Origin of the sequence: Terriglobus sp. RCC_193, assembly GCF_041355105.1 — a bacterium.
Classification (GTDB): Bacteria; Acidobacteriota; Terriglobia; order Terriglobales; family Acidobacteriaceae; genus Terriglobus.
Window position 1 is genome coordinate 1,109,567 of record NZ_JBFUPK010000002.1, and the last position, 19,014, is coordinate 1,128,580.

The 19,014-nt window shown below is 57.2% G+C and carries 14 protein-coding genes; 10 read left to right on the forward strand and 4 right to left on the reverse strand.

All coding sequences use genetic code 11. The features are described 5' to 3' along the window. Positions 1 to 2 precede the first annotated feature (2 nt). Genes AB6729_RS13355 through AB6729_RS13365 form a run of 3 tightly spaced genes read left to right on the forward strand, consistent with a single transcriptional unit; the run spans position 3 to position 4,439 of the window. Positions 3 to 1,529 carry a sugar ABC transporter ATP-binding protein gene (locus AB6729_RS13355; RefSeq protein ID WP_371082116.1) on the forward strand — a complete coding sequence of 509 codons (1,527 nt, stop codon included), beginning with the start codon at positions 3 to 5 and terminating at the stop codon, positions 1,527 to 1,529. Further along, the gene (locus AB6729_RS13360) at positions 1,526 to 2,479 is read left to right on the forward strand and encodes an ABC transporter permease (RefSeq protein ID WP_371082117.1); all 954 of its coding nucleotides are present in this window, start codon (positions 1,526 to 1,528) and stop codon (positions 2,477 to 2,479) included. Before AB6729_RS13355 ends, AB6729_RS13360 begins: the two co-directional genes overlap by 4 nt. Next, positions 2,472 to 4,439, forward strand: a complete 1,968-nt coding sequence (locus tag AB6729_RS13365; RefSeq protein WP_371082118.1) for a substrate-binding domain-containing protein — start codon at positions 2,472 to 2,474, stop codon at positions 4,437 to 4,439. Before AB6729_RS13360 ends, AB6729_RS13365 begins: the two co-directional genes overlap by 8 nt. Positions 4,440 to 4,449: 10 nt before the next feature. On the opposite strand, the gene AB6729_RS13370 is transcribed toward AB6729_RS13365, so the two are convergent. Continuing rightward, the gene (locus AB6729_RS13370) at positions 4,450 to 5,454 is read right to left on the reverse strand and encodes a YncE family protein (RefSeq protein WP_371082119.1); all 1,005 of its coding nucleotides are present in this window, start codon (positions 5,452 to 5,454) and stop codon (positions 4,450 to 4,452) included. Positions 5,455 to 5,806: 352 nt separating this feature from the next. Here AB6729_RS13370 and AB6729_RS13375 point away from each other — a divergent pair, with 352 nt between their 5' ends. Together AB6729_RS13375 and AB6729_RS13380 are read left to right on the forward strand one after the other, a co-directional pair. Next, a complete protein-coding gene (locus tag AB6729_RS13375; RefSeq protein ID WP_371082120.1) occupies positions 5,807 to 6,880 on the forward strand; it encodes a beta-propeller fold lactonase family protein in 1,074 nt (357 codons plus the stop codon). Between the two features lie 131 nt (positions 6,881 to 7,011). Continuing rightward, a complete protein-coding gene (locus AB6729_RS13380; protein ID WP_371082121.1) occupies positions 7,012 to 7,347 on the forward strand; it encodes a cytochrome c in 336 nt (111 codons plus the stop codon). A gap of 44 nt (positions 7,348 to 7,391) precedes the next feature. Here AB6729_RS13380 and AB6729_RS13385 read toward each other — a convergent pair whose 3' ends face one another. Beyond that, entirely contained in the window at positions 7,392 to 8,204 is an 813-nt protein-coding gene (locus tag AB6729_RS13385; protein ID WP_371082122.1) for an anti-sigma factor, read from the reverse strand. After that, on the reverse strand, positions 8,201 to 8,776 hold the full coding sequence (locus tag AB6729_RS13390; protein ID WP_371082123.1) for an RNA polymerase sigma factor: 576 nt from the start codon (positions 8,774 to 8,776) through the stop codon (positions 8,201 to 8,203). The genes AB6729_RS13385 and AB6729_RS13390 overlap by 4 nt, the downstream gene beginning before the upstream one ends. Before the next feature lie 201 nt (positions 8,777 to 8,977). Between AB6729_RS13390 and AB6729_RS13395 the strand changes: the two genes are divergently transcribed. Both AB6729_RS13395 and AB6729_RS13400 read left to right on the forward strand, forming a co-directional pair. Beyond that, the gene (locus AB6729_RS13395) at positions 8,978 to 11,740 is read left to right on the forward strand and encodes a TonB-dependent receptor (protein ID WP_371082124.1); all 2,763 of its coding nucleotides are present in this window, start codon (positions 8,978 to 8,980) and stop codon (positions 11,738 to 11,740) included. Positions 11,741 to 11,834: 94 nt separating this feature from the next. Continuing rightward, entirely contained in the window at positions 11,835 to 12,944 is a 1,110-nt protein-coding gene (locus AB6729_RS13400) for an FUSC family protein (RefSeq protein WP_371082125.1), read from the forward strand. Here the strand turns inward: AB6729_RS13400 and AB6729_RS13405 are convergent, their stop codons facing one another. Beyond that, the gene (locus AB6729_RS13405) at positions 12,945 to 13,538 is read right to left on the reverse strand and encodes a KdsC family phosphatase (RefSeq protein ID WP_371082126.1); all 594 of its coding nucleotides are present in this window, start codon (positions 13,536 to 13,538) and stop codon (positions 12,945 to 12,947) included. Positions 13,539 to 13,667: 129 nt separating this feature from the next. Between AB6729_RS13405 and AB6729_RS13410 the strand changes: the two genes are divergently transcribed. The 3 genes from AB6729_RS13410 (at position 13,668) to AB6729_RS13420 (ending at position 18,999) form a co-directional block, all read left to right on the forward strand. Further along, complete coding sequence (locus AB6729_RS13410; protein ID WP_371082127.1) at positions 13,668 to 14,180, forward strand: ferritin-like domain-containing protein; 513 nt, start codon at positions 13,668 to 13,670, stop codon at positions 14,178 to 14,180. A gap of 95 nt (positions 14,181 to 14,275) precedes the next feature. Continuing rightward, complete coding sequence (locus AB6729_RS13415; RefSeq protein ID WP_371082128.1) at positions 14,276 to 18,817, forward strand: DEAD/DEAH box helicase; 4,542 nt, start codon at positions 14,276 to 14,278, stop codon at positions 18,815 to 18,817. Continuing rightward, positions 18,814 to 18,999 (forward strand): DUF5522 domain-containing protein, encoded by a 186-nt coding sequence (locus AB6729_RS13420; RefSeq protein ID WP_371082129.1) that lies wholly within the window; start codon positions 18,814 to 18,816, stop codon positions 18,997 to 18,999. Before AB6729_RS13415 ends, AB6729_RS13420 begins: the two co-directional genes overlap by 4 nt. Positions 19,000 to 19,014 lie beyond the last annotated feature (15 nt).

Here is a 19,014-nt window from a genome sequence, read left to right on the forward strand (position 1 = left end):
TCATGCCGACTGCATCCGCTACAGAGTCACAGGAAATTCTCCGCGTCACCGCGCTGACCAAAAACTATGCGGGTGTGCGCGCGCTGCGTAATGGTTCGCTGGATTTGCGTGCGGGTGAAGTGAATGCGCTGATTGGTGAGAACGGCGCGGGCAAATCGACGCTGACAAAGATCATCACCGGAGCCATCATGGCTGATAGCGGCGAGTTGCATCTCTTCGGCGACCTCGTTGCAACCAATGATCCCAACACGGCGCGTTCGCTGGGCATCAGTGCCATCTATCAGCAGCCTGCGTTATTTCCTGATCTTACGGTTGCGGAAAACATTGCACTCGCTTTGGAGCAGGGACAGCGCGGCATTCGAGTGGACTGGAAACAGCGTCGCGAAAACGCTCGTCGTTTGCTGGCAGTGGTTGGCAGCGATCTTGATCCGGATCGTCTTGCGAACACGCTCAGCATGGCCGAGCAGCAGATTGTGGAGATTGCCAAGGCCATTGGCTCAGACGCGAAGATTCTGCTGATGGATGAGCCCACGGCGCTGCTCAGTGATCGTGAAGTGAACAACCTGTTTGCACTGATTCGCAAGCTACGCGCACAGGGTGTGGCCGTGGTGTACATCTCGCACCGGCTGGATGAAATTCTCAGCATCGCGGACCGCATCACGGTGCTGCGCGATGGCGAAACCGTCGCTGTGCGCCAGGCGTCGGAAGTCACCAAGCCGGAGTTGATTCAGTTGATGGTGGGCCGCTCCATTGACAGCGTGTTCCCCAAACGCGAAGTTCCTATCGGTGATGTGGCATTGCAGGTGAGCGGTCTGCATCATGCGGAAGTGGGGTTGCGCGATATCTCTTTTGAGGTTCGCAGCGGCGAGATTCTTGGCTTTGCGGGCCTCGTCGGTTCAGGACGCACTGAGCTTGCACGTACGCTCTTTGGGCTGACGCCGACGGACAGCGAAGTGATCGTCTTCGGTAATGCAGTGAAGATTGATTCACCTGCGAAGGCTGTTGCCGCAGGCATTGCGTATCTGCCGGAAGATCGCAGACAGCATGGTGTGGTGTTGGAAATGCCGATTGCGCAGAACATCAGCATGGCGGATCTTTCACAGGTGTCGCGTAGCGGCTTGATTCAAAGTGATGCGGAGGAAGCGCTTGCGAACCGCTATCGCGAAAGTCTGCGTGTGAAGACACCTGACGTGCATGTGACTGCGGGTTCGCTCTCTGGTGGAAATCAGCAGAAGGTTGCCCTGTCGCGATGGCTGGCCACCAGGCCGAAGATCATGATCCTGGACGAACCTACGCAGGGCGTGGATGTGGGTTCGAAGGCGGAGATCCACGAACTCATCATGGAGCTTGCAGCGCAGGGTATGGCGGTGATTCTTATCTCGTCGGAATTGCCGGAAGTGATGGGCATGAGCGACCGCATCGCCGTGTTTCATCAAGGCACGATTGCAGGAGTGCTGCAACGCGATGCGTGCACGCAGGAGCGGTTGATGGTGTTGGCCTTTGGACATGCGGCGGAGGACGCTGCATGAGGCGACATACGCAGGAAATTGCCATTGCCGCAGCAAATGTGTTGTTGCTTCTACTGCTGGCGTTCACCGTGCAAGGATTCTTCACCGGTGAGAATCTTGCCGATCTATTCCTGGCGAACATGCCGGTGATGCTGATTGCACTGGGCATGACGGCAGTCATCGTCACGGCGCAGATTGATATTTCGGTGGGGTCCATCTTCGCGTTATGCAGTATTGTTGCCGGTATTACGGCGAAGACTGGCGCTCCTGCTCCTGTCTTTCTTCTGGCGGCGATTCTTACCGGCGCTGCGTGCGGAGCACTGAATGGTGCGTTGACTGCATGGGTTCGCATTCCTTCCATCGTTGTCACGCTGGGAACCATGGTGGCGCTGCGTGATGGTTTGCGATGGGCAACGCAGGGTGCATGGGTGGGCGGTTTACCTGCATCGTTTGTGCGTTTCGGGCTGGCATCGCGGACGTATACCGTAAGTGTTTTGATCCTCACCGTGTTGATGATTGCGGGATTCGCATGGGCCCTGCGCAATCTGCGTGTGGGGCGAGCGATCTTTGCTACCGGTTCGAACGCAGCAGCCGCACAGCAGATGGGCTTGAATACACAGCGCGTTGTCTTTGGTGTCTTTGTCCTGACGGGTGCGTTGACCGGCCTTGCCGCTACGTTGAATGCGGTGCGGTTTCAGCAGGTACCAAGCAACAGTGGCCTTGGCATGGAGTTGAAGGTGATTGCAGCGGTTGCCGTTGGAGGTGCGGCCATCACCGGTGGTTCTGCGACGATCACAGGCACAGTGCTGGGTGTGATTCTGCTTGGCATCATTGGTCCCGCACTCACGTTCCTTGGTGTCAGCGCGTATTGGGAAAAGGCTTTGCAGGGCGCAATTATTCTGCTTGCCGTTAGCTTCCATGCGTTGAGCCAGTATCGGCGTAAACGGGGAGCGGAGGTGGTGATTGGCTAACGCATCGCGCACTCGTCTTTCTGTGAATGAAATTGCGCTGGCGATCGCGCTGTTGTTGGAGGTTCTTTTCTTCGCGGCGGCTGCACCGAGCTTCGCTACGTGGGGCAACTTCTTTGAAGTGCTGCGCTTCTCAGTGGAGCTTGGGCTGCTGGCGGTTGCGCTGACGCCCATCCTGATCACGGGCGGTATTGATCTTTCAGTCGGTTCCACCATCGGTATCACCGCAGTTTTGTTTGGTGTGATGACGCAGAGCGCACACTGGCCCACAGGCATTGCGATTGTGTTGTCGCTGCTGTTTGGGCTTGTGGCAGGTGGCATCAACGCCGCGCTGATTGCAGGGCTTCGGCTGCCGCCGCTCATCGTTACGCTGGGAACGTATTCGCTGTATCGCGGTATTGCGGAAGGCATTACACATGGCGCGGTGAGCTTCACCGGCTTCTCACCTGCATTTTTACACTTTGGACAGGGATATTTTCTGAAGGTGATCCCAGTACAACTGCCGCTGTTTTTGCTGGTAGTGGCTGCGTACTGGGTGCTGTTGCATCGTTCCGTGATTGGCCGTGCGCTGTATGCGATTGGGTTCAATGCAGAGGGTGCGCGCTATGCCGGCATCCCTGTGCGCAAACGCATTGCGTTGATCTATGTTCTGTCTGGATTGGTGGCGGCGCTTGCCGGGATTATTTACGTTGCGCATCTTGGACTGGCAAAGTCCGACCTTGGCACCGGTTATGAGTTGCAGGCGATTGCAGCAATTGTTTTAGGAGGCACGAGCGTTTTTGGCGGTCGAGGCACTATTTTCGGATCGTTGCTTGGGTTGTTCTTCCTGAGTGTGCTGCAGAACGGTATGCACCTGATGGCGCTGCCCAGTGAATTAAATGGTGTGCTGACCGGTGTGCTTCTGTTGCTGATTGTTTCTGTGGATCAGCTTCGCAGGAAGAAGGCTTCGTCGGAAACAGCGGCGGCAAAACGCACACCGCTGATTGCCATTGCTGTGGTTGCGCTACTGGCGTTGGGCGTCTTCTTTGCGATGCGTGCGGAGCGCGGTGGCAATGCGCAGCAACTTACTATCGCTGTCATGCCCAAGGCAAAGGGCGATCCTTACTTCATCAGCGCTCGCGCTGGTGCGGAAGAAGCCGCGAAAGAGCTGCACGTGAACATGATCTGGGATGGGCCTACGAGTCTGGATGCGTCGCAGCAGAACGAACTGGTTGAAAACTGGATTACGCGTGGTGTGAACGCGATTGTGGTTGCCGTTGAAAACAAGGGAAGCATCTCCACGGTGTTGCGCAAGGCGCGTGAACATGGAATCGCTGTGTTGACGTGGGATGCTGATGCGCAACCTGATGCGCGCGATTACTTCCTGAACCAGGCCACACCGGAAGGCATTGGCACAGCGCTTGCCGATGAAGCAGCGTTGTTACTGCCGCAGGGGGGCGACTACGCCATCGTCACCGGAGCATTGAGTGCGGAGAACCAGAACGATTGGATTCGCAACATCAAGGCGCGTGTTGCGGCGGCACATCCGAATTTGCGACTGGCTACCATTCAGCCCAGCGATGATGATCGCGACAAAGCATTCAGCGCGACGCAGACGATCCTGAAGGCATATCCGCAGGTGAAGATGGTGATTGCTATTTCTGCGCCTGCTGTGCCGGGAGCGGCAGAAGCCGTGCAGCAATCTGGCCGCCCTGGTGTCAACGTGATTGGACTTTCACTGCCGAGCATCTGCCGTACCTACATTCATCGCGGTACGGTGCAGGCGATCTATCTATGGAATACGAAGGATCTGGGCTACCTGACTGTGTATGCCGGAGCCATGAAGGCAGAAGGAAAGATTCCAACCAACGCCACGACGTTCCATGCCGGACGCCTGGGCGACCTGACGGTGCAGGGGAGTGAAATCATTCTGGGCAAGCCGCTGAAGATCGATCGCAACAATGTCGATCAGTTGCAGTTCTAAATCACTTGCTCTAAGGACGGACGGCCCAGGTCATTCCGTCGGGCTCGTCGCCTACCTCAAATTTTCCTGTGACTGCGAGTTGATTCAGGTCGATGACGACGACGTAGTTGTCCGGCGAACAGGCTACATATGCGCGCTTGCCGTCGGGCTGCATCACGATGCCAGCAGCTCCGTGGCCAATGGCTATACGCTTTTCCACCTGCCGGGTGTGTGCATCCAGAACGGTGAGGTCCGGGCCGCTCAAACTTGAAACCAGTACGCGACGCCCATCGGGTGTGAACTTCAGGCGGTTTGCTCCAGCCACATTCACCTGCAGAGTCTGCACTACGCTTTTGTTCTGCGGGTCGATGATGGAGATGGTGCTGTCCTGCGCATTGGCAACCCAAATCTCACGCCCGTCAGGGGAAACGTCGAAGCCTTCAGAGCCATTGCCCACGCGCACCACGGTCTGATTCCAGTCCGTACGCGTCCCACCCTGCGGAGGACGCGGAGCACCTGCAGGCGGTGTCATACCCGGGGGAGGACCGGGCATGCGAACGGCCTGTTTGTCGATGAGGCTGACCGTGCCGGAACTGACGTTGGTGGTGATGATGTGTTCGCTGCCGGGGCTGACGAAAATCATGTGCGTGCGGTTTTGCCCTGTGCCCAGGACAAGGTCGACTTTGCTGGTAGCAGGATCGTAGCTTCCGATCACCTTGGCGCCTTCTGCGGTGAACCACACCTTGCCATCAACAAATGTCAGTCCATGCGGCCCGGTGAGAGCTCCGAGGTCAATGGCGGTGAGCGGCTGATGCCGCACCAGATCGATGACTGCAAGGGAGTGATATGCCCCGGAGCCGTAGTTAGACACGTAGGCAGTGCGGCCATCGGCGGAAGCGGTTACTTCATGCGGGTCATTACCGACGGGAACCTTTGCGATCACCTTCAGGTTGGTGGGATCCACGATGGCCAATGCGTGTTCGCGTTTGGAGATGACCAGCAGGGCGGAATTTGGCGTGTTCTGCGCTGCGGCCATTCCGCAAGCAAGGAGAAGGCTTGTGATGATCACGGCTGCCGATACGCCTCTTCTCAGCCAAGCCATCGCACTGAAACGATTGGCGCTAACATGCTTTGAGTCACTTGCAGGAATCGCCATACTGACCTCCGCTGTAGGACCTATTCATGAGAATTGCTCTGTGCCTTGTCAAGCATTACCGTGAGGGCAATGGTGACGTCAGATTTGGGGAAATCGCCATTCGCGGAACGTGCTTTTATAATCGGCAACGCCAGTCGCCGCGTTGTGCCACCGCGGTGAAAAGCCTGAACGCCATCGGGCCGAACAGAATACGGAATCAAGCTACCTTCAACTTTTTGTAAAAGGACATCGCATGCGCTCTTCGCATTCCCTTCTTCTCTCGGCAGGCCTTCTCATGGTGCTTACCGGCTGCAAGTCTGCTCCGAAAACCGGGACAAGTTCTGGCCCTGCGCCGTTGACCATGGATACGGCAAAGGGGCCGCGCATCTATGTGACGAATGAAGTCTCCGGCGAACTGACGGTGATTGACGCGACGACCATGACGCGGCTGGAGCAGTTGAAGATTGGCACGCGTCCGCGCGGCATTCACGCAGCTCTCGATGGCAAGACCCTCTACATCGCGCTCAGCGGTACTCCCATTGGGGGGCCCGGTGTGGATGAGGACACACTGCCACCCAGCGATCATTCGAAGGATGGCATTGGCGTCTTTGATGTGGCACAGAACAAGCTGGTGAAGATTATTCCCGGCGGCAGCGACCCGGAAAACTTCGATTTGAGCAAGGACGGCAAGAAGATTTACGTCTCCAATGAAGACGAGTCGGCAGTCTCCATCATCGACGTTGATTCCGGCAAGATTGAAGCCACCATGAAGATGGGCGCGCAGCCGGAAGGCGTAAAGACATCGCCGGATGGCAGCTTCGTCTATGTGACGAGCGAAGAGACGGGCACCATCTCTGTGGTGGATCCGGTGAAGAAGAAGATCACCGCGACCTTCAAAGTGGGCCACCGCCCGCGCAACGTCGCCTTCACTCCCGATGGCAAGACGGCTTATATCAACGCAGAGAACGATGCTTCTGTGGTGGTTGTCGACGTTGCCTCGCACAAGATGGTGAAGACGATTGAGATGGGTACGCCGGGACAGGTGAAGCCCATGTTTGTGCTGCTGTCGCCGGATGCCTCCAAGCTTTACGTTTCCACCGGTCGTGGCGGCAAGGTTGCCGCCATTGATACCGCGACCAATATTGTTGCCGGGGACGTTGCCGTGGGCAAACGTCCGTGGGGCATCGCGTTGTCGCCCGATGGCAAGACTCTGTATAGCGCCAATGGCCCATCGAACGACGTGAGTGCCGTCGATCTGGCTACGCTTACCGTCAAGGCCAAGGCTCCTTCCGGCGGCAGCCCGTGGGGGCTGGTGGTACTGCCGTAACTTTCCCGTACTGCGGCAGACGGAGTTTCACAGCATGCAAAGCCGTTGCAAACGCACCGCGACTTTGTATCTCCATTTGCCGTCTATCCTTAGGACAGAACATATCCGGCAGCCGTTCGCCGGAAAGGAAAATGATGCGACCGACCCTGACTCTTTCGCTCCTTGCCGTTACGCTGACCTTCACCGCAGGTGCCCACGCTCAGTTGAGCGAGGCCGCAACCCACGGCAAGGCCACCTTTGATTCGAAGTGTGCCCTGTGCCACAACGCTGACAGCACCGACAAGAAGATCGGGCCGGGACTGAAAGGCCTGTATGCACACGGCGTCCTGGCCGACGGCACTACTAAAGTGACCGACGCCACCGTTACGGAGCGCATTGAAAACGGCAAAGTTCCCATGCCGCCGTTCAAAGACCAGTTGAAACCGGAAGAGATCAAGGAACTGGTGGAGTATCTGAAGACGCTGTAAGCGAACTGAAGAATAGAAAGGGCGTGGCTATGGTCACGCCCTTTCTATTTCACGTCGCTGGATTCGGATGGGGAATCGATGGCGGCCTGTACGCGAACGGGGCGGTCTGCGTGGAAGGTTTTCTTGTAAGCGCCGATCCAGTCGGTCGCAATCGCTTGTTGCGCTTCTTCCAGGCTGATCTGGCCGCTGCAGACCATGCCGTGCAGACGTGTTTCCAAAGCGTCTTTGGCCTGAGCGTTCCATACGGTAGCGTGGTACGGTTCGGGCCACAGGTTCTGAAACTCATCGTTGCCGCCAAGCTGCGGGTTGATGAGGTAGTCCACCTGGTAAGCACGGGAGGCTCGATCATCCAATCCATATGCCGCAAAGATTGCATGTTGTTTTTGCGGTGTTACGACCGGGTCGAGATTGTCATCGGGCATGATGCACAGTTCCGATAACTCGGCGTTGCGAACCGATCCCGGTGTGATGCTGTGGTTCGGCTCCGGACCGGTTTCCTCGTAGGAGACCATCGCGTTTTGCGGCAGCGCATAAAAATGGCGATAGGCCAGCGCACCAACTCCCAGCAACAGAACTGCGGCAGTCTTCATCAGAAGGCGCGGACGCAGCCATGCGGGACGACGCGCCTCCGCTGTTACCGCGATACGCTGTGCGAGACTTTCGCGTACGGTATCGGGCGGTGCGACGTGCGGTTCCAGAACGGTGACTTCAGCAAGTAATCCGGTAAAGGCATCGCGGCGCTGGCGGCATGTTGCGCATTGGCACAGATGTTCTATTGCAGCGGCTTCCTGAGGGTACGGCAGTTCGCCATCCATCAGGAGCAGGAGCGTCTCGTCGGAAAGGTGAGGAACGTTCATCGCTGCTCCATTCTTTGCAGCCGATCGAACGATCGCGCCAAAGATGCCGCTACGCTGCCAAGCGAGATGCCCAGCGTGGAAGCAATCTCACGGTAACGCAGGCCGTCTGAACGCAGCAGCAGGCACATGCGGTCGGTCTCTGTCAGTGCTTCCACCACCGCACGCAGGCGTTGTTGGCGCTCCTGAAAAAGTACGGTTTCTTCCGGGTCGGGCTGATGGTCGCTTACTTCCATCTCCGCGTCGGTTTCCACGACGGTGATCCTTTGCTCTGCATGAATGCTGGCACGTCGTTTCAGAGAGAGATTGTGCGTGGTGCGATACACCCATCCCGGAAGGTTTTCGCGCGAACGTCCAGCTCGCAAATGACGGAACAGGGCAAGGAAGACTTCCTGCAGTACGTCTTCGCCGTCTGGGACAGACAGTCCAAACGAAACGGCATAGCGCAGCAAGCGGCTGTGCAGCGTGTCGTACAGCGAAAGCACTTCCGACTGCAGCGCAGCCGTCTCCTCCGCGGAGATGAGTGTCGCGGAGGCGTCAAAAAAACCGTCCGTGCTGCTGGAAAGAAACGACATGGTTTTCGCTTCCATTATGCGTGACACAGGGGAGAACTGTCGTCCGAAAGAAATTTGCAAAAAACGCTGAACAAAATCGTTGCGATTGGAATTAGCAAAGGAACACTTACTCCTTTCCTCTACTGGTTCCCGTTGGTAGAGCGGTTTTTCTCACGGGCCGCAGCCCGACCGATCCGATTTGTTTTTGAGGCGCTTCGCAAGATGTACGGATATCAACGCACTGCTTTTCTGCTGGCAGGATTAACTCTGTCCCAGGCCTGCGTCATCGCTACGGCACAATCGTCTGCCGGTAGTCTTCGTCTCCACGTTCGCGACTCTTCCGGGGCCGCCATTTCGGCGAAAGGCACTCTGTACGGGCCTACGGGGGGACATTCGCAAGCCGTGGAGGCAGCATCGGATGGCTCACTGCAGGTCAGCGATCTGGCTCCCGGGCGCTACACCCTGGACCTCTCACAGCCGGGCTTCGCAACGCGACGGAGTAGCTTCGTTGTGAGGCCGGGCACAACAATCGCGCAGGACATCATCCTGACCGTGGGCGGCGTGAACACTACGGTCGACGTCATTGCATCCACTCCGATCGGTGCATTGAATGTGTCGTTGAAGGATGTGCCGGTGCCGGTCCAGACGCTCTCCGCACAGACGCTGCTGGATACCAACGCCATTGATCTTACGGATGCCATGAAGCGCCGTCTGAACGGCGTCTACGTCAATGAGAACCAGAACAACCCGTTTCAGCCAGATGTGAACTACCGTGGCTATACGGCGTCGCCGCTCGTGGGATCGCCTGCAGGACTGTCTGTGTATCTGGATGGCGTGCGCCAGAATCAGCCCTTCGGTGATGTGGTGCAGTGGGATCTGATTCCCAAGGTCGCCATCAGTTCCATGGAGCTGATACCCGGCTCGAACCCGCTGTATGGTCTCAATACTCTTGGCGGTGCTATTGCTGTGCAGACCAAGGACGGTATTGCGAATCAGGGCTTTGTGATCTCAGGTTATGGCGGCTCTTTCGGCCGACGCGCGGTGGATGCTGAATACGGTGGCAGCAAGGGGGCATGGAACTGGTTTGCTGCGGGCACGCTGTATCACGAGGATGGCTGGCGTACTCTTTCGCCGTCCAGTGTGCGTCAGGGCTTTGCCAAGCTGGGTTATGCGCAGGGGGGAACGCTGGTGTCGTTGTCCGGCGGTTATGCCATTAACAATTTGACCGGCAATGGTACGCAGGATTTTCGGGCCATCCATCGCACCACAGGTTTGAATCATGGCTATAACAGCGTCTATTCCATTCCCGACGTCACCTATCAACATCAGCCTTTCTTTACGCTGAACGTGACGCAGGCGGTCTCCGGTTCTGTGACGATCAACGCGAATGCATACGTTCGCTCTACACGCCAGAACACCACGAACGGCGACGTCAATGACAATAGTTTTGACCAGTCGCTGTATACGCTAAGCAACGGAGACAAGACCGCGCTGACGAACGCCGGCATTGCCTTCCCGACCACACCGCAGAACGCTACCACCGTACCGTACCCGTATCTCCGCTGCATTGCGCAGACTCTGCAAAAGGACGAGCCATACGAAAAGTGCACCGGCGTGGATACGGATACAGTTACCCGCCAACATGCTGCCGGTTTCAGCGGCGTTTTGAACTGGAACACGGCTCATAACAAGTTGTCTGTGGGGGCCGGATTTGACCGCGGTGGCCTGACCTTCCAGCAATCCGGGCAATATGGCTATCTGAACTCCGACGGCATCAGCATTACCCGTGTGAATGCATTTCTGGATAGTTCTTATACCGATGACGATGGCGCCGTTCTGGATAATCGCGTGAACCTGCACGGCACCACAACGACTCCCAGCTTCTTCGTGACGGATACCTTCAGCCTGAACAAGTGGGTGCTGAACGTGGGTGGCCGCTACAACCACACGAGCATTCACAATGTAGATCGCATACCGCCAGCCAGCTATCGCGGTACGCTGACCGGCGTGAATAACTATCAGCGTTTCAATCCAACGGCCGGGGTGGTGTACAAGGCCAGCAGCCTGCTGAACGCTTACTTCAACTATGACGAAAGCAGCCGCGCTCCAACATCCACGGAGCTTGGCTGCGCCGACCCGGACTTCCCCTGCTCGCTGCCGAATGCGCTGGTCAGCGATCCCCCGTTGAAGCAGGTGGTTAGCCGTACGTATGAGTTCGGCTTCCGCGGCAACCCGGACGGACGTTATCGCTGGTCCGCCGGATACTTCCACACCAACAACTATGATGACCTGCTCTTCGTGGCGGCACAGACCACCGGCTACGGCTACTTTCAGAACTTTGGCAAGACACGTCGCCAGGGCGTGGAAGCGTCGGCATCGGCTCATCTGCGTAAGCTGGACGCGGGCGCGGCGTATACCTATCTGCAGGCGACCTACCAGAGCTCGCAGACAATTGAAGCAGACAGCAATAGCAGCAACAGCAATGCACTGAGTGGCGAAAAGGGTGTGGCGGACGGTGGTCTCATCAACATTAAGCCGGGCAACTACATTCCGCAGGTGCCGCAGCACATGTTCAAGCTCTACTCGGATTACCACCCACTGCGGAAGCTGGGCATCAGTGCGGACTTCAACCTCATCAGCTCAAGCTATGTTCGCGGCAACGAGAATAATCAGCATCAGGCTGATGGCGTGTACTACCTGGGCAGTGGTAAGAGCCCCGGTTTTGGCGTGGTGAACCTTGGTTCCAGCTACAACATCACCTCGCACTTCCAATTGTTTGCGCAAATCAACAACCTGCTGAACCGCCACTACTACACGGCTGGCCAGCTTTCCACCACGCCGTATGATAGCAACGGTAACTTTGTTGGTCGCCCTTTCGCTGCGAATGCTTCAGGCGATTATGCCGTGCGTAACACGACGTACCTTGCACCGGGAGCACCGATCGCGGTATTTGGCGGCTTGCGTGTAACGCTGGGCAAACGTTAATCCGCATTACCAGTTCTTATGAAGGCCCGCGGCAGGTCGCGGGCCTTTATCTTTTACAGTTTTCTTATCCCTGGGCGTTAGCATCAGAAGTGCCGTGGCTGAATCGATTCGCAAGCTGATCTCACGTTTTGACTGGCACAAGTCCGAACCGCTGCATGCGTTGCTCTGCATGCCGGGCCTTGCACTGCCGTTGATTGTGGGCATTCATTACGGCTATCCCGGTACCGCGGCGCTGATGGTGGGCGGCGCGCAGTGTGTGGGCTTCGGGTCGTATCAGCAGCCGCTGTTTACGCGGTCGGGAGCCATGCTGGCAGCATCGTTCGGGATTGCTATCTCTGCGCTGGTGGGTGCTTTGTGCCGCGACAATACAGTCGCGTTGTTGTTCACGACCATTCTTTGGGCAGTGTTGTATGCATTCTCCAACAGCATCAGCACTGCGACCGCGTGGGTGGGGCAGCAGTGCTGCATCTTCCTGGTGATCTCTGCGGCTGCTCCCAACACACCGGGAACCACGCATGACCTGCTGCTCTCTGCATTGCTGCGTGGCGCAGGTGTGCTGGCTGGTGGTCTGCTGCAATTTTCGATTTTATGGGTCTTCCGTTTATGGCTGCCGGAGGCGCATACAAAATTCAGCCGCCATGACTTTGATCCAACGCGATTTCAGTTGGCTTTTTTGAAAGAGCAGCTTGCGCCCGGCAGCGGCACATTTCAGTTTGCGCTGCGCATGGCGGTGACGGCTGCGGTATCCGTCTGGATCTATCACACGCAAACATGGACCAGCGCTTACTGGATCGCCATGACTGCATTGCTACTGCCTAAACCGGAGTTTGTGCAGACCATCGCGCGCGGTCTGCTGCGTGCTGCAGGAACGCTCATCGGTGCGGCTCTCTGCACGTTGATCGTCGTGGAATTTCATCCCAGCGGCATGTGGCTTGCGTTTTACGTTCTGGCTTTTCAGGCAGCCACGTATCTTTTGAACACAGTCAACTATGGTGCGTTCGCTGTCACCCTGACCGGCTATATCTGCTTTGTGCTGGCCGTTGCCCACCAGCCACCACGCGAGGTGTTGCTGCATCGCGTGATGGCCACGCTCATCGGTACTGGCATTGCGTTGAGCGTTCACATTGCGTTCCGTTACGGACGCAGGCGGCTGCACATTAAGCCGCCAACCATTCATTCGCTGGAAGGCGACTCCGCTCCCTGATTACTGCACACCGTGACCGATGTCGCGCACACCACCGGCTTCGCGCAGATAGTCTTCGATCGCATCGGCGAGTACGCCTTTCGCTTCCAGCACCAGTTCAATCGCATCGCGACCCGCACCATGGCCACCGGCGTGGGATGTTACGTAATGCGAGACAGCCTTTACGGCATCACGCGCATTCCACGTTGCAATGGCAAGCCCAACAGCACGCATCGCAGGCAGATCAATAATGTCATCGCCGACGTAGCAGATCTCCTCCAGAGTTACATCGCCTTCCTGCATGATCTGGCGAATGGCGTCCATCTTCTGCTGTGATCCCTGGTGGATAAACTCCACCTTCAGATCGCGCAGACGCACGGCTACCGTGTCGCTGCTGCGTTTGGTGATGGCGCCAAAACGCAAACCCGCAATACGGCCAATGCCAATACCCAGGCCATCATGGGCCGAAAATCCCTTCATCTCTACGCTGCTAATGAAGCCATCCTCACGTTTGCCGGTGGGGATAAACCACAGGGTCCCGTCTGTCAGAACCCCATCCACATCAAACACAATAACTTTGATCTTTTCTGCGCGCGCTTTCAGTTCCGCATCCATACCTTCATCATCGCAGAGGCAACTCCACTATGCGGCTCATTGCGGCGTAATGTGGCCACTGCGCGAGGATTTATACGTAGCATCCAACTCCACGTGCGCTCCCCTAGATATCGCGCACGGAGGATTTCAATGAAGATTTTTTCCGCGAACATCAAATCATTGACCGAACTCTACAACACGGAATTGCGTAAGGCGCTCGATATGGAAGAAACCATCGTGAAGGCCTTGCCTGCCATGATTAACAACTCCACAGACGAACAGTTGAAACAAGGATTGACGTCGCATTTGCAGGAGAGTGAACAGCACGTGGACCGCGTGAAAGCGCTTCTTCGCGGCTTCGAAGACTCCGGCTCGAAGAGATGCAAGGTTATTCACACACTTGTCTCCGAAGCAGAAGACAGCATGAAAGACGCCAGCGATGCTGACGTGCGTGACATTGCCATCATTGGTGCCGCGCAGCAGGTGGAGCACCATGAGATTGCTGTTTACGGCACGCTGAAATCGTGGGCGCGCATTCTTGGCCGCATAGAGGATGTGTCTTTAATTGAACTGATTGAGCGCGATGAGAAACATGCCGACAAACTGCTGAGCGATATCAGCGATCGTGTAAACACCGTGGCACCAACAGCAAAGGCCGCCTGAACCTATCCATTCATTTTCATGGGCAGAGTGATCGTACCCTGCCCATTTCTATCTCATGAAAAGCGAAGAAATCACGAACAGAATACAATCACCGCATGGCTGTTGCTGCCTCCTCCATTCCGGCAATCCAAGCGTCGCTGACATGGGCGCACCCGGTGGTGCGGCAGTGGTTCGTGCAGAAATTTGGCACACCCACGGAGCCTCAGATTGAGGGATGGCCGGCGATTCTCCGTGGCGACGATACGCTCATCTCCGCGCCTACCGGCAGTGGCAAAACCCTGACCGCATTTCTTGTTGCGATCAATCGCCTTGTAGCGCAAGCTCTTGAAGGTTCGCTTCTTCCTTGTACTCAAATCGTCTACGTCTCGCCGCTGAAGGCGCTGGGTAACGACGTCCAGAAAAATCTGGATGAACCTTTGCGCGAAATTCTCGCGCTGGCGTTGGAAGAAGGTTATCTGTGTCCACGCATCCGCACGGGTGTGCGCACCGGCGATACGCTGCCCAAAGAGCGCATCGCGATGCTCAAGGATCCGCCGCACATTCTTGTCACCACCCCGGAGTCGCTGTATCTGCTGTTGACGGCTGGAAAGTCACGCGAGAATCTTCGACAAGTTCACACGGTCATCGTGGATGAGATTCACGCGATGGTGGATGACAAGCGAGGTGCGCATCTTTCACTTACGCTGGAGCGGCTTGATGCGTTGGTGACGGGCGAGAACAGGCTCGCGCCGAGCGGTATGTTAATGGGGCTTGCGAAACGTCCGCAGCGCATCGGGCTTTCCGCAACGCAGAACCCCATCGAACTGGTTGCGGATTATCTCACCGGCATCGACGCAGGCCGTACACGCGCCACTATCGTGCAGGTGGGACAGCGACGGACACTTGATCTGGGGATTGAAATCCCATCGTCGGAACTCACCAGTGTTCGCGACAGCAAGATGTGGATTGAAGTGGTGGATCGCATGGCCGAACTGTGCACGCAGCATCGCTCCACGCTGGTCTTTGCGAACACACGCAGCATGGTGGAACGTCTGTGCTGTGCGTTGGGTGAGCGTCTTGGACAGGACAACGTCGCAGCACATCACGGTTCGCTTTCGCGCGCACTCCGTCTCGATGCAGAACAGCGATTAAAGGCAGGGCAGATTCAGTGTCTTGTTGCAACCGCGTCGTTGGAATTGGGCATTGATATCGGCGCAGTTGATCTTGTCCTGCAATTGAACAGCACGCGCGATATCGCCGTAGCCATGCAGCGCGTGGGACGTGCAGGGCATTGGCGTGGGGCCATCCCCAAGGGACGCTTCTTCGCCACCACGCGTGATGATCTGCTGGAACAGGCAGCACTGATCCGTGCCATGCGCAGTGGGCAACTCGACCGGCTTGAGATTCCGCCGCAACCGCTGGATGTGTTGATGCAGCAGATGGTGGCCATGTGTGGCGCGGAGCCGTGGGAAGAAGATGCGATGTACCGCGCAATTACTCGTGCGTATCCCTATCGTCTCCTAACGCGTCCGGAGTTCGATGAACTCATCACTCTGCTCCACACGGGCATTGAGAACTCGCGCGGACGCTACGGCGCATATCTGTTGCGTGACGGTGTGGCAGGCGTGTTGCATCCACGCCGCGGCGCGCGCATGACCGCTATCGGTAATGGCGGAGCGATTCCTGATACGTCTATCTTCTCTGTGATCCTGATGCCGGAAGGCGTGCAGATTGCCACACTCGGCGAGCATTTCGCAGTAGATAGTGGGCCGGGTGACGTGGTGCAGCTTGGCAATGCAAGCTGGCGCATCCTCACTGTAGAAAAAGAAGGCCGCGTGCTGGTGGAAGATGCACATGGTGCGCCGCCCTCTGTTCCTTTCTGGGAAGGTGAAGCGCCACAGCGCACCAATGTTCTCAGCGATTTTGTTGCGGAGCTTCGCGAAGAGATCAGCCGTCGCACGGATGGCGTGCATCACGAAATGGTCACACGCGATGATGTACGCGTGGATGCAGCGCTGGCATGGCTGATGGAAGAGTGCAGTCTATGCGAATCGGCTGCGCTGCAACTGATCCAGTACATCGTTAATGGTCGTGCCGTATTGGGTTGCGTGCCCACCAAGAACACCATCATTGCGGAGCGCTTTTTCGATGAAGGTGGAGGTATGCAGTTGATCCTGCATGCACCCTTTGGTGGCCGCATCAATCGTGCATGGGGGCTGGCGCTGCGCAAACGCTTCTGCCGCGGCTTCAACTACGAACTGCAGGCTGCCGCAACGGATAACGGTATCAACATCTGTCTTGCGGAACAGCACAGCTTTCCACTGGCTGATGTGTTCCACTTCCTTACCGAAATCACAGCGAAGGAACTGCTGGAGCAAGCATCACTGGCATCGCCTATCTTCAAGACGCGTTGGCGCTGGGCTGCTAACCGCTCACTGCAACTATTGCGTTTTCAGAAGGGCCGCAAGGTGCCACCACAGGTGCAGCGCACACGCGGCGAAGATTTGCTGGCGAGTGTCTTTCCGCAGGCGGCAGCGTGCTTTGAAACGATCATAGGCGATATCGAGATACCCGATCATCCACTGGTACGCGAAGTGATGCAGGATGTCTTGCAGGAAGCGATGGATCTTGCCGGTCTGCAACAGGTCCTGCGTGACATGGAGAGCGGGAAGATCCGTTGCATCGCGGTCGATACGCCGGTGCCGTCTGTCTTCTCGCACGAACTGCTCAATGCAAACCAGAATGCATTTTTGGACGAAGCCGACCTGGGCGAACGTCGCGCACGTGCGGTGTCTCTGCGCGGCAGCATTCCCGACTCCGTTCTGGGAGAGGCCGGGCGGCTTGATCCCGCGGCCATTCGGCAGACGCGTTGCGAGATATGGCCAGACCTGCGTGATGAGCATGAACTGCATGATCTTCTCTTCAGCGCCATTGCTTTGCCAGTAGCTCTGTTCGGGGAACAGAGTTCGATGGTGGGATGTGCCGATGAGGTGGTGCAGGCGCATCGCATTCACAGTAGCCGTCACTGGCTGTTGTTTTTTGAACGTTTGCAGCAACGCGGCCGCGCAAGCCTGGTTCGTTTTGGTACGCAGGACTGTTGGGTGGCAACGGAACGTTTGCCACATGCGCATCTTTTGCAATCCATCTCGCAAGGCGCATCTGTGCCTGTCGCTTCCGGACAAAGTGAAGATGCTGTCACTGTTGGTGAATCCCTTCGCCTGCTCACACAGGGTTTTCTGCAGCTTCTTGGGCCGACTACTGCTACGCAGATCGCTGAATTCTTTGACCTGCAACCACGCGCCATTGCGCAGCAACTTGTTGCGATTGAAGTGCAGGGGCTGGCGCTGCGGGGCATCTTTGAAGGCAGCGGTCCCGCGGAAAACGATAATAGCGTGGAATGGTGCGAACGCCGCATTTTGCAACGCATCCATCGCCTGACACTTGGCGCACTGCGCAAGCAGATTGAAGCCGTCACGCCTGCTGTGTATCTGCGCTGGCTTACGCGCTGGCAGCATCTGCAGCCGCAAACACAACTCAGCGGTGAAGAAGGCGTACTGGAAGCGCTGGTGCAGTTGGAGGGATTTGAAGCGCCTGCCATTGAGTGGGAACGCAACCTGCTGCCGCAGCGTGTGAAGGATTACGACGGCAAGTGGCTGGATGCTTTGTGCCTCTCCGGTGCGGTGGGATGGGGACGTATCTCGCCGCATCCGGCGTGGGCCGTGGGCGACGGTGCTGCACCGCGTCGCGTGATTCCCACGAACATGGCACCCATCACGTTTTACCTGCGCGAATCCGCGGACTGGTTGCCCGCGGCGCTCGCGCAAAAGTCGATTGATGAAACGAAACTGCAACAGGCACTGAGTCCTGAAGCGCTCTCTATACGCAATGCACTGCGCGAACGCGGTGCGTCCTTCGCCAGTGACCTGCAACGCCTCTGCGTGTTGAGTAAGCAACAGACGCAAAGTGCGTTGTGGGAACTCGCCACGGCGGGCATTGCTTCTGCAGATGGGTTCGACCAACTTCGCATCATGATGGACCCGAAGCGTAAGCCGCTGACAGCAGAGCCGGTGACAAACGCGTCGCGTCGGGCTACGCGCAGCACAGCGGGACGATGGTCCCTGTTCATCGAAGAGGAACATCGCCAGCTCACCGTAAGTGAACGCGCACGCGAAGAAGAGACATCGCTCGCAGCCGCAGCGCGTATGTTGCTGGCGCGTTATGGAGTAGTTTTCCGTGACATCCTTACACGCGAATCCAATACGCCGCGCTGGCGCGATCTGCTGCGCATGCTGCGTCGCATGGAGGCACGCGGTGAAGTGCGTGGAGGCCGCTTTGTTCAAGGCTTTCATGGCGAGCAATTCGCGCTGCCGGAGGCGGTGGAAAGCCTGCGCGCCACGCGCGATCTGCAGCACGAAGAGATTCTCGCCCTTACCGCCAGCGACCCTGTGAATCTGATCGGCATTGTTGTTCCGGGTGAACGTACCTGCGCCGTTGCGGGCAAAAAGGTGTATCTGCGTAATGGGCTGGCGTGCGATGCAGAGGGTAATTCCATTGATGCAGTCGCCACACCGCAGGGCATTCGGCGCAATCCGTCGTCAAAGATGGAATCGCCCCGCGCAGAAACTGTGCCGCAGCCACAGGACAGCCTGTTCGCATGAGTACGGAACCCGCGCTCGCTGACGAGGATTTCTATTTCGAGGGACCATTTCTGGTCTTTACGGCGGCGTATCACCGCAAACGCGGCTCCTGCTGCGGTAATAGTTGCCGCCACTGCCCTTACGATGAAAATGGCGATCTGGTGCCCGGTAAAGGCGAACGGCTTCCCGACAATTTAGAATAGAAGCCGGAAAGAGAC

What these genes read in the sequence shown, in the direction of transcription:
- AB6729_RS13410 (WP_371082127.1), top strand. Translation starts at nt 13,668, where the DNA reads ATGAAGATTTTTTCCGCGAACATCAAATCATTGACCGAACTCTACAAC.
- AB6729_RS13420 (WP_371082129.1), top strand. Translation starts at nt 18,814, where the DNA reads ATGAGTACGGAACCCGCGCTCGCTGACGAGGATTTCTATTTCGAGGGA.
- AB6729_RS13360 (WP_371082117.1), top strand. Translation starts at nt 1,526, where the DNA reads ATGAGGCGACATACGCAGGAAATTGCCATTGCCGCAGCAAATGTGTTG.
- AB6729_RS13415 (WP_371082128.1), top strand. Translation starts at nt 14,276, where the DNA reads ATGGCTGTTGCTGCCTCCTCCATTCCGGCAATCCAAGCGTCGCTGACA.
- AB6729_RS13355 (WP_371082116.1), top strand. Translation starts at nt 3, where the DNA reads ATGCCGACTGCATCCGCTACAGAGTCACAGGAAATTCTCCGCGTCACC.
- AB6729_RS13375 (WP_371082120.1), top strand. Translation starts at nt 5,807, where the DNA reads ATGCGCTCTTCGCATTCCCTTCTTCTCTCGGCAGGCCTTCTCATGGTG.
- AB6729_RS13380 (WP_371082121.1), top strand. Translation starts at nt 7,012, where the DNA reads ATGATGCGACCGACCCTGACTCTTTCGCTCCTTGCCGTTACGCTGACC.
- AB6729_RS13370 (WP_371082119.1), bottom strand. Translation starts at nt 5,454, where the DNA reads ATGGCCGCAGCGCAGAACACGCCAAATTCCGCCCTGCTGGTCATCTCC.
- AB6729_RS13385 (WP_371082122.1), bottom strand. Translation starts at nt 8,204, where the DNA reads ATGAACGTTCCTCACCTTTCCGACGAGACGCTCCTGCTCCTGATGGAT.
- AB6729_RS13405 (WP_371082126.1), bottom strand. Translation starts at nt 13,538, where the DNA reads ATGGATGCGGAACTGAAAGCGCGCGCAGAAAAGATCAAAGTTATTGTG.
- AB6729_RS13390 (WP_371082123.1), bottom strand. Translation starts at nt 8,776, where the DNA reads ATGTCGTTTCTTTCCAGCAGCACGGACGGTTTTTTTGACGCCTCCGCG.
- AB6729_RS13395 (WP_371082124.1), top strand. Translation starts at nt 8,978, where the DNA reads ATGTACGGATATCAACGCACTGCTTTTCTGCTGGCAGGATTAACTCTG.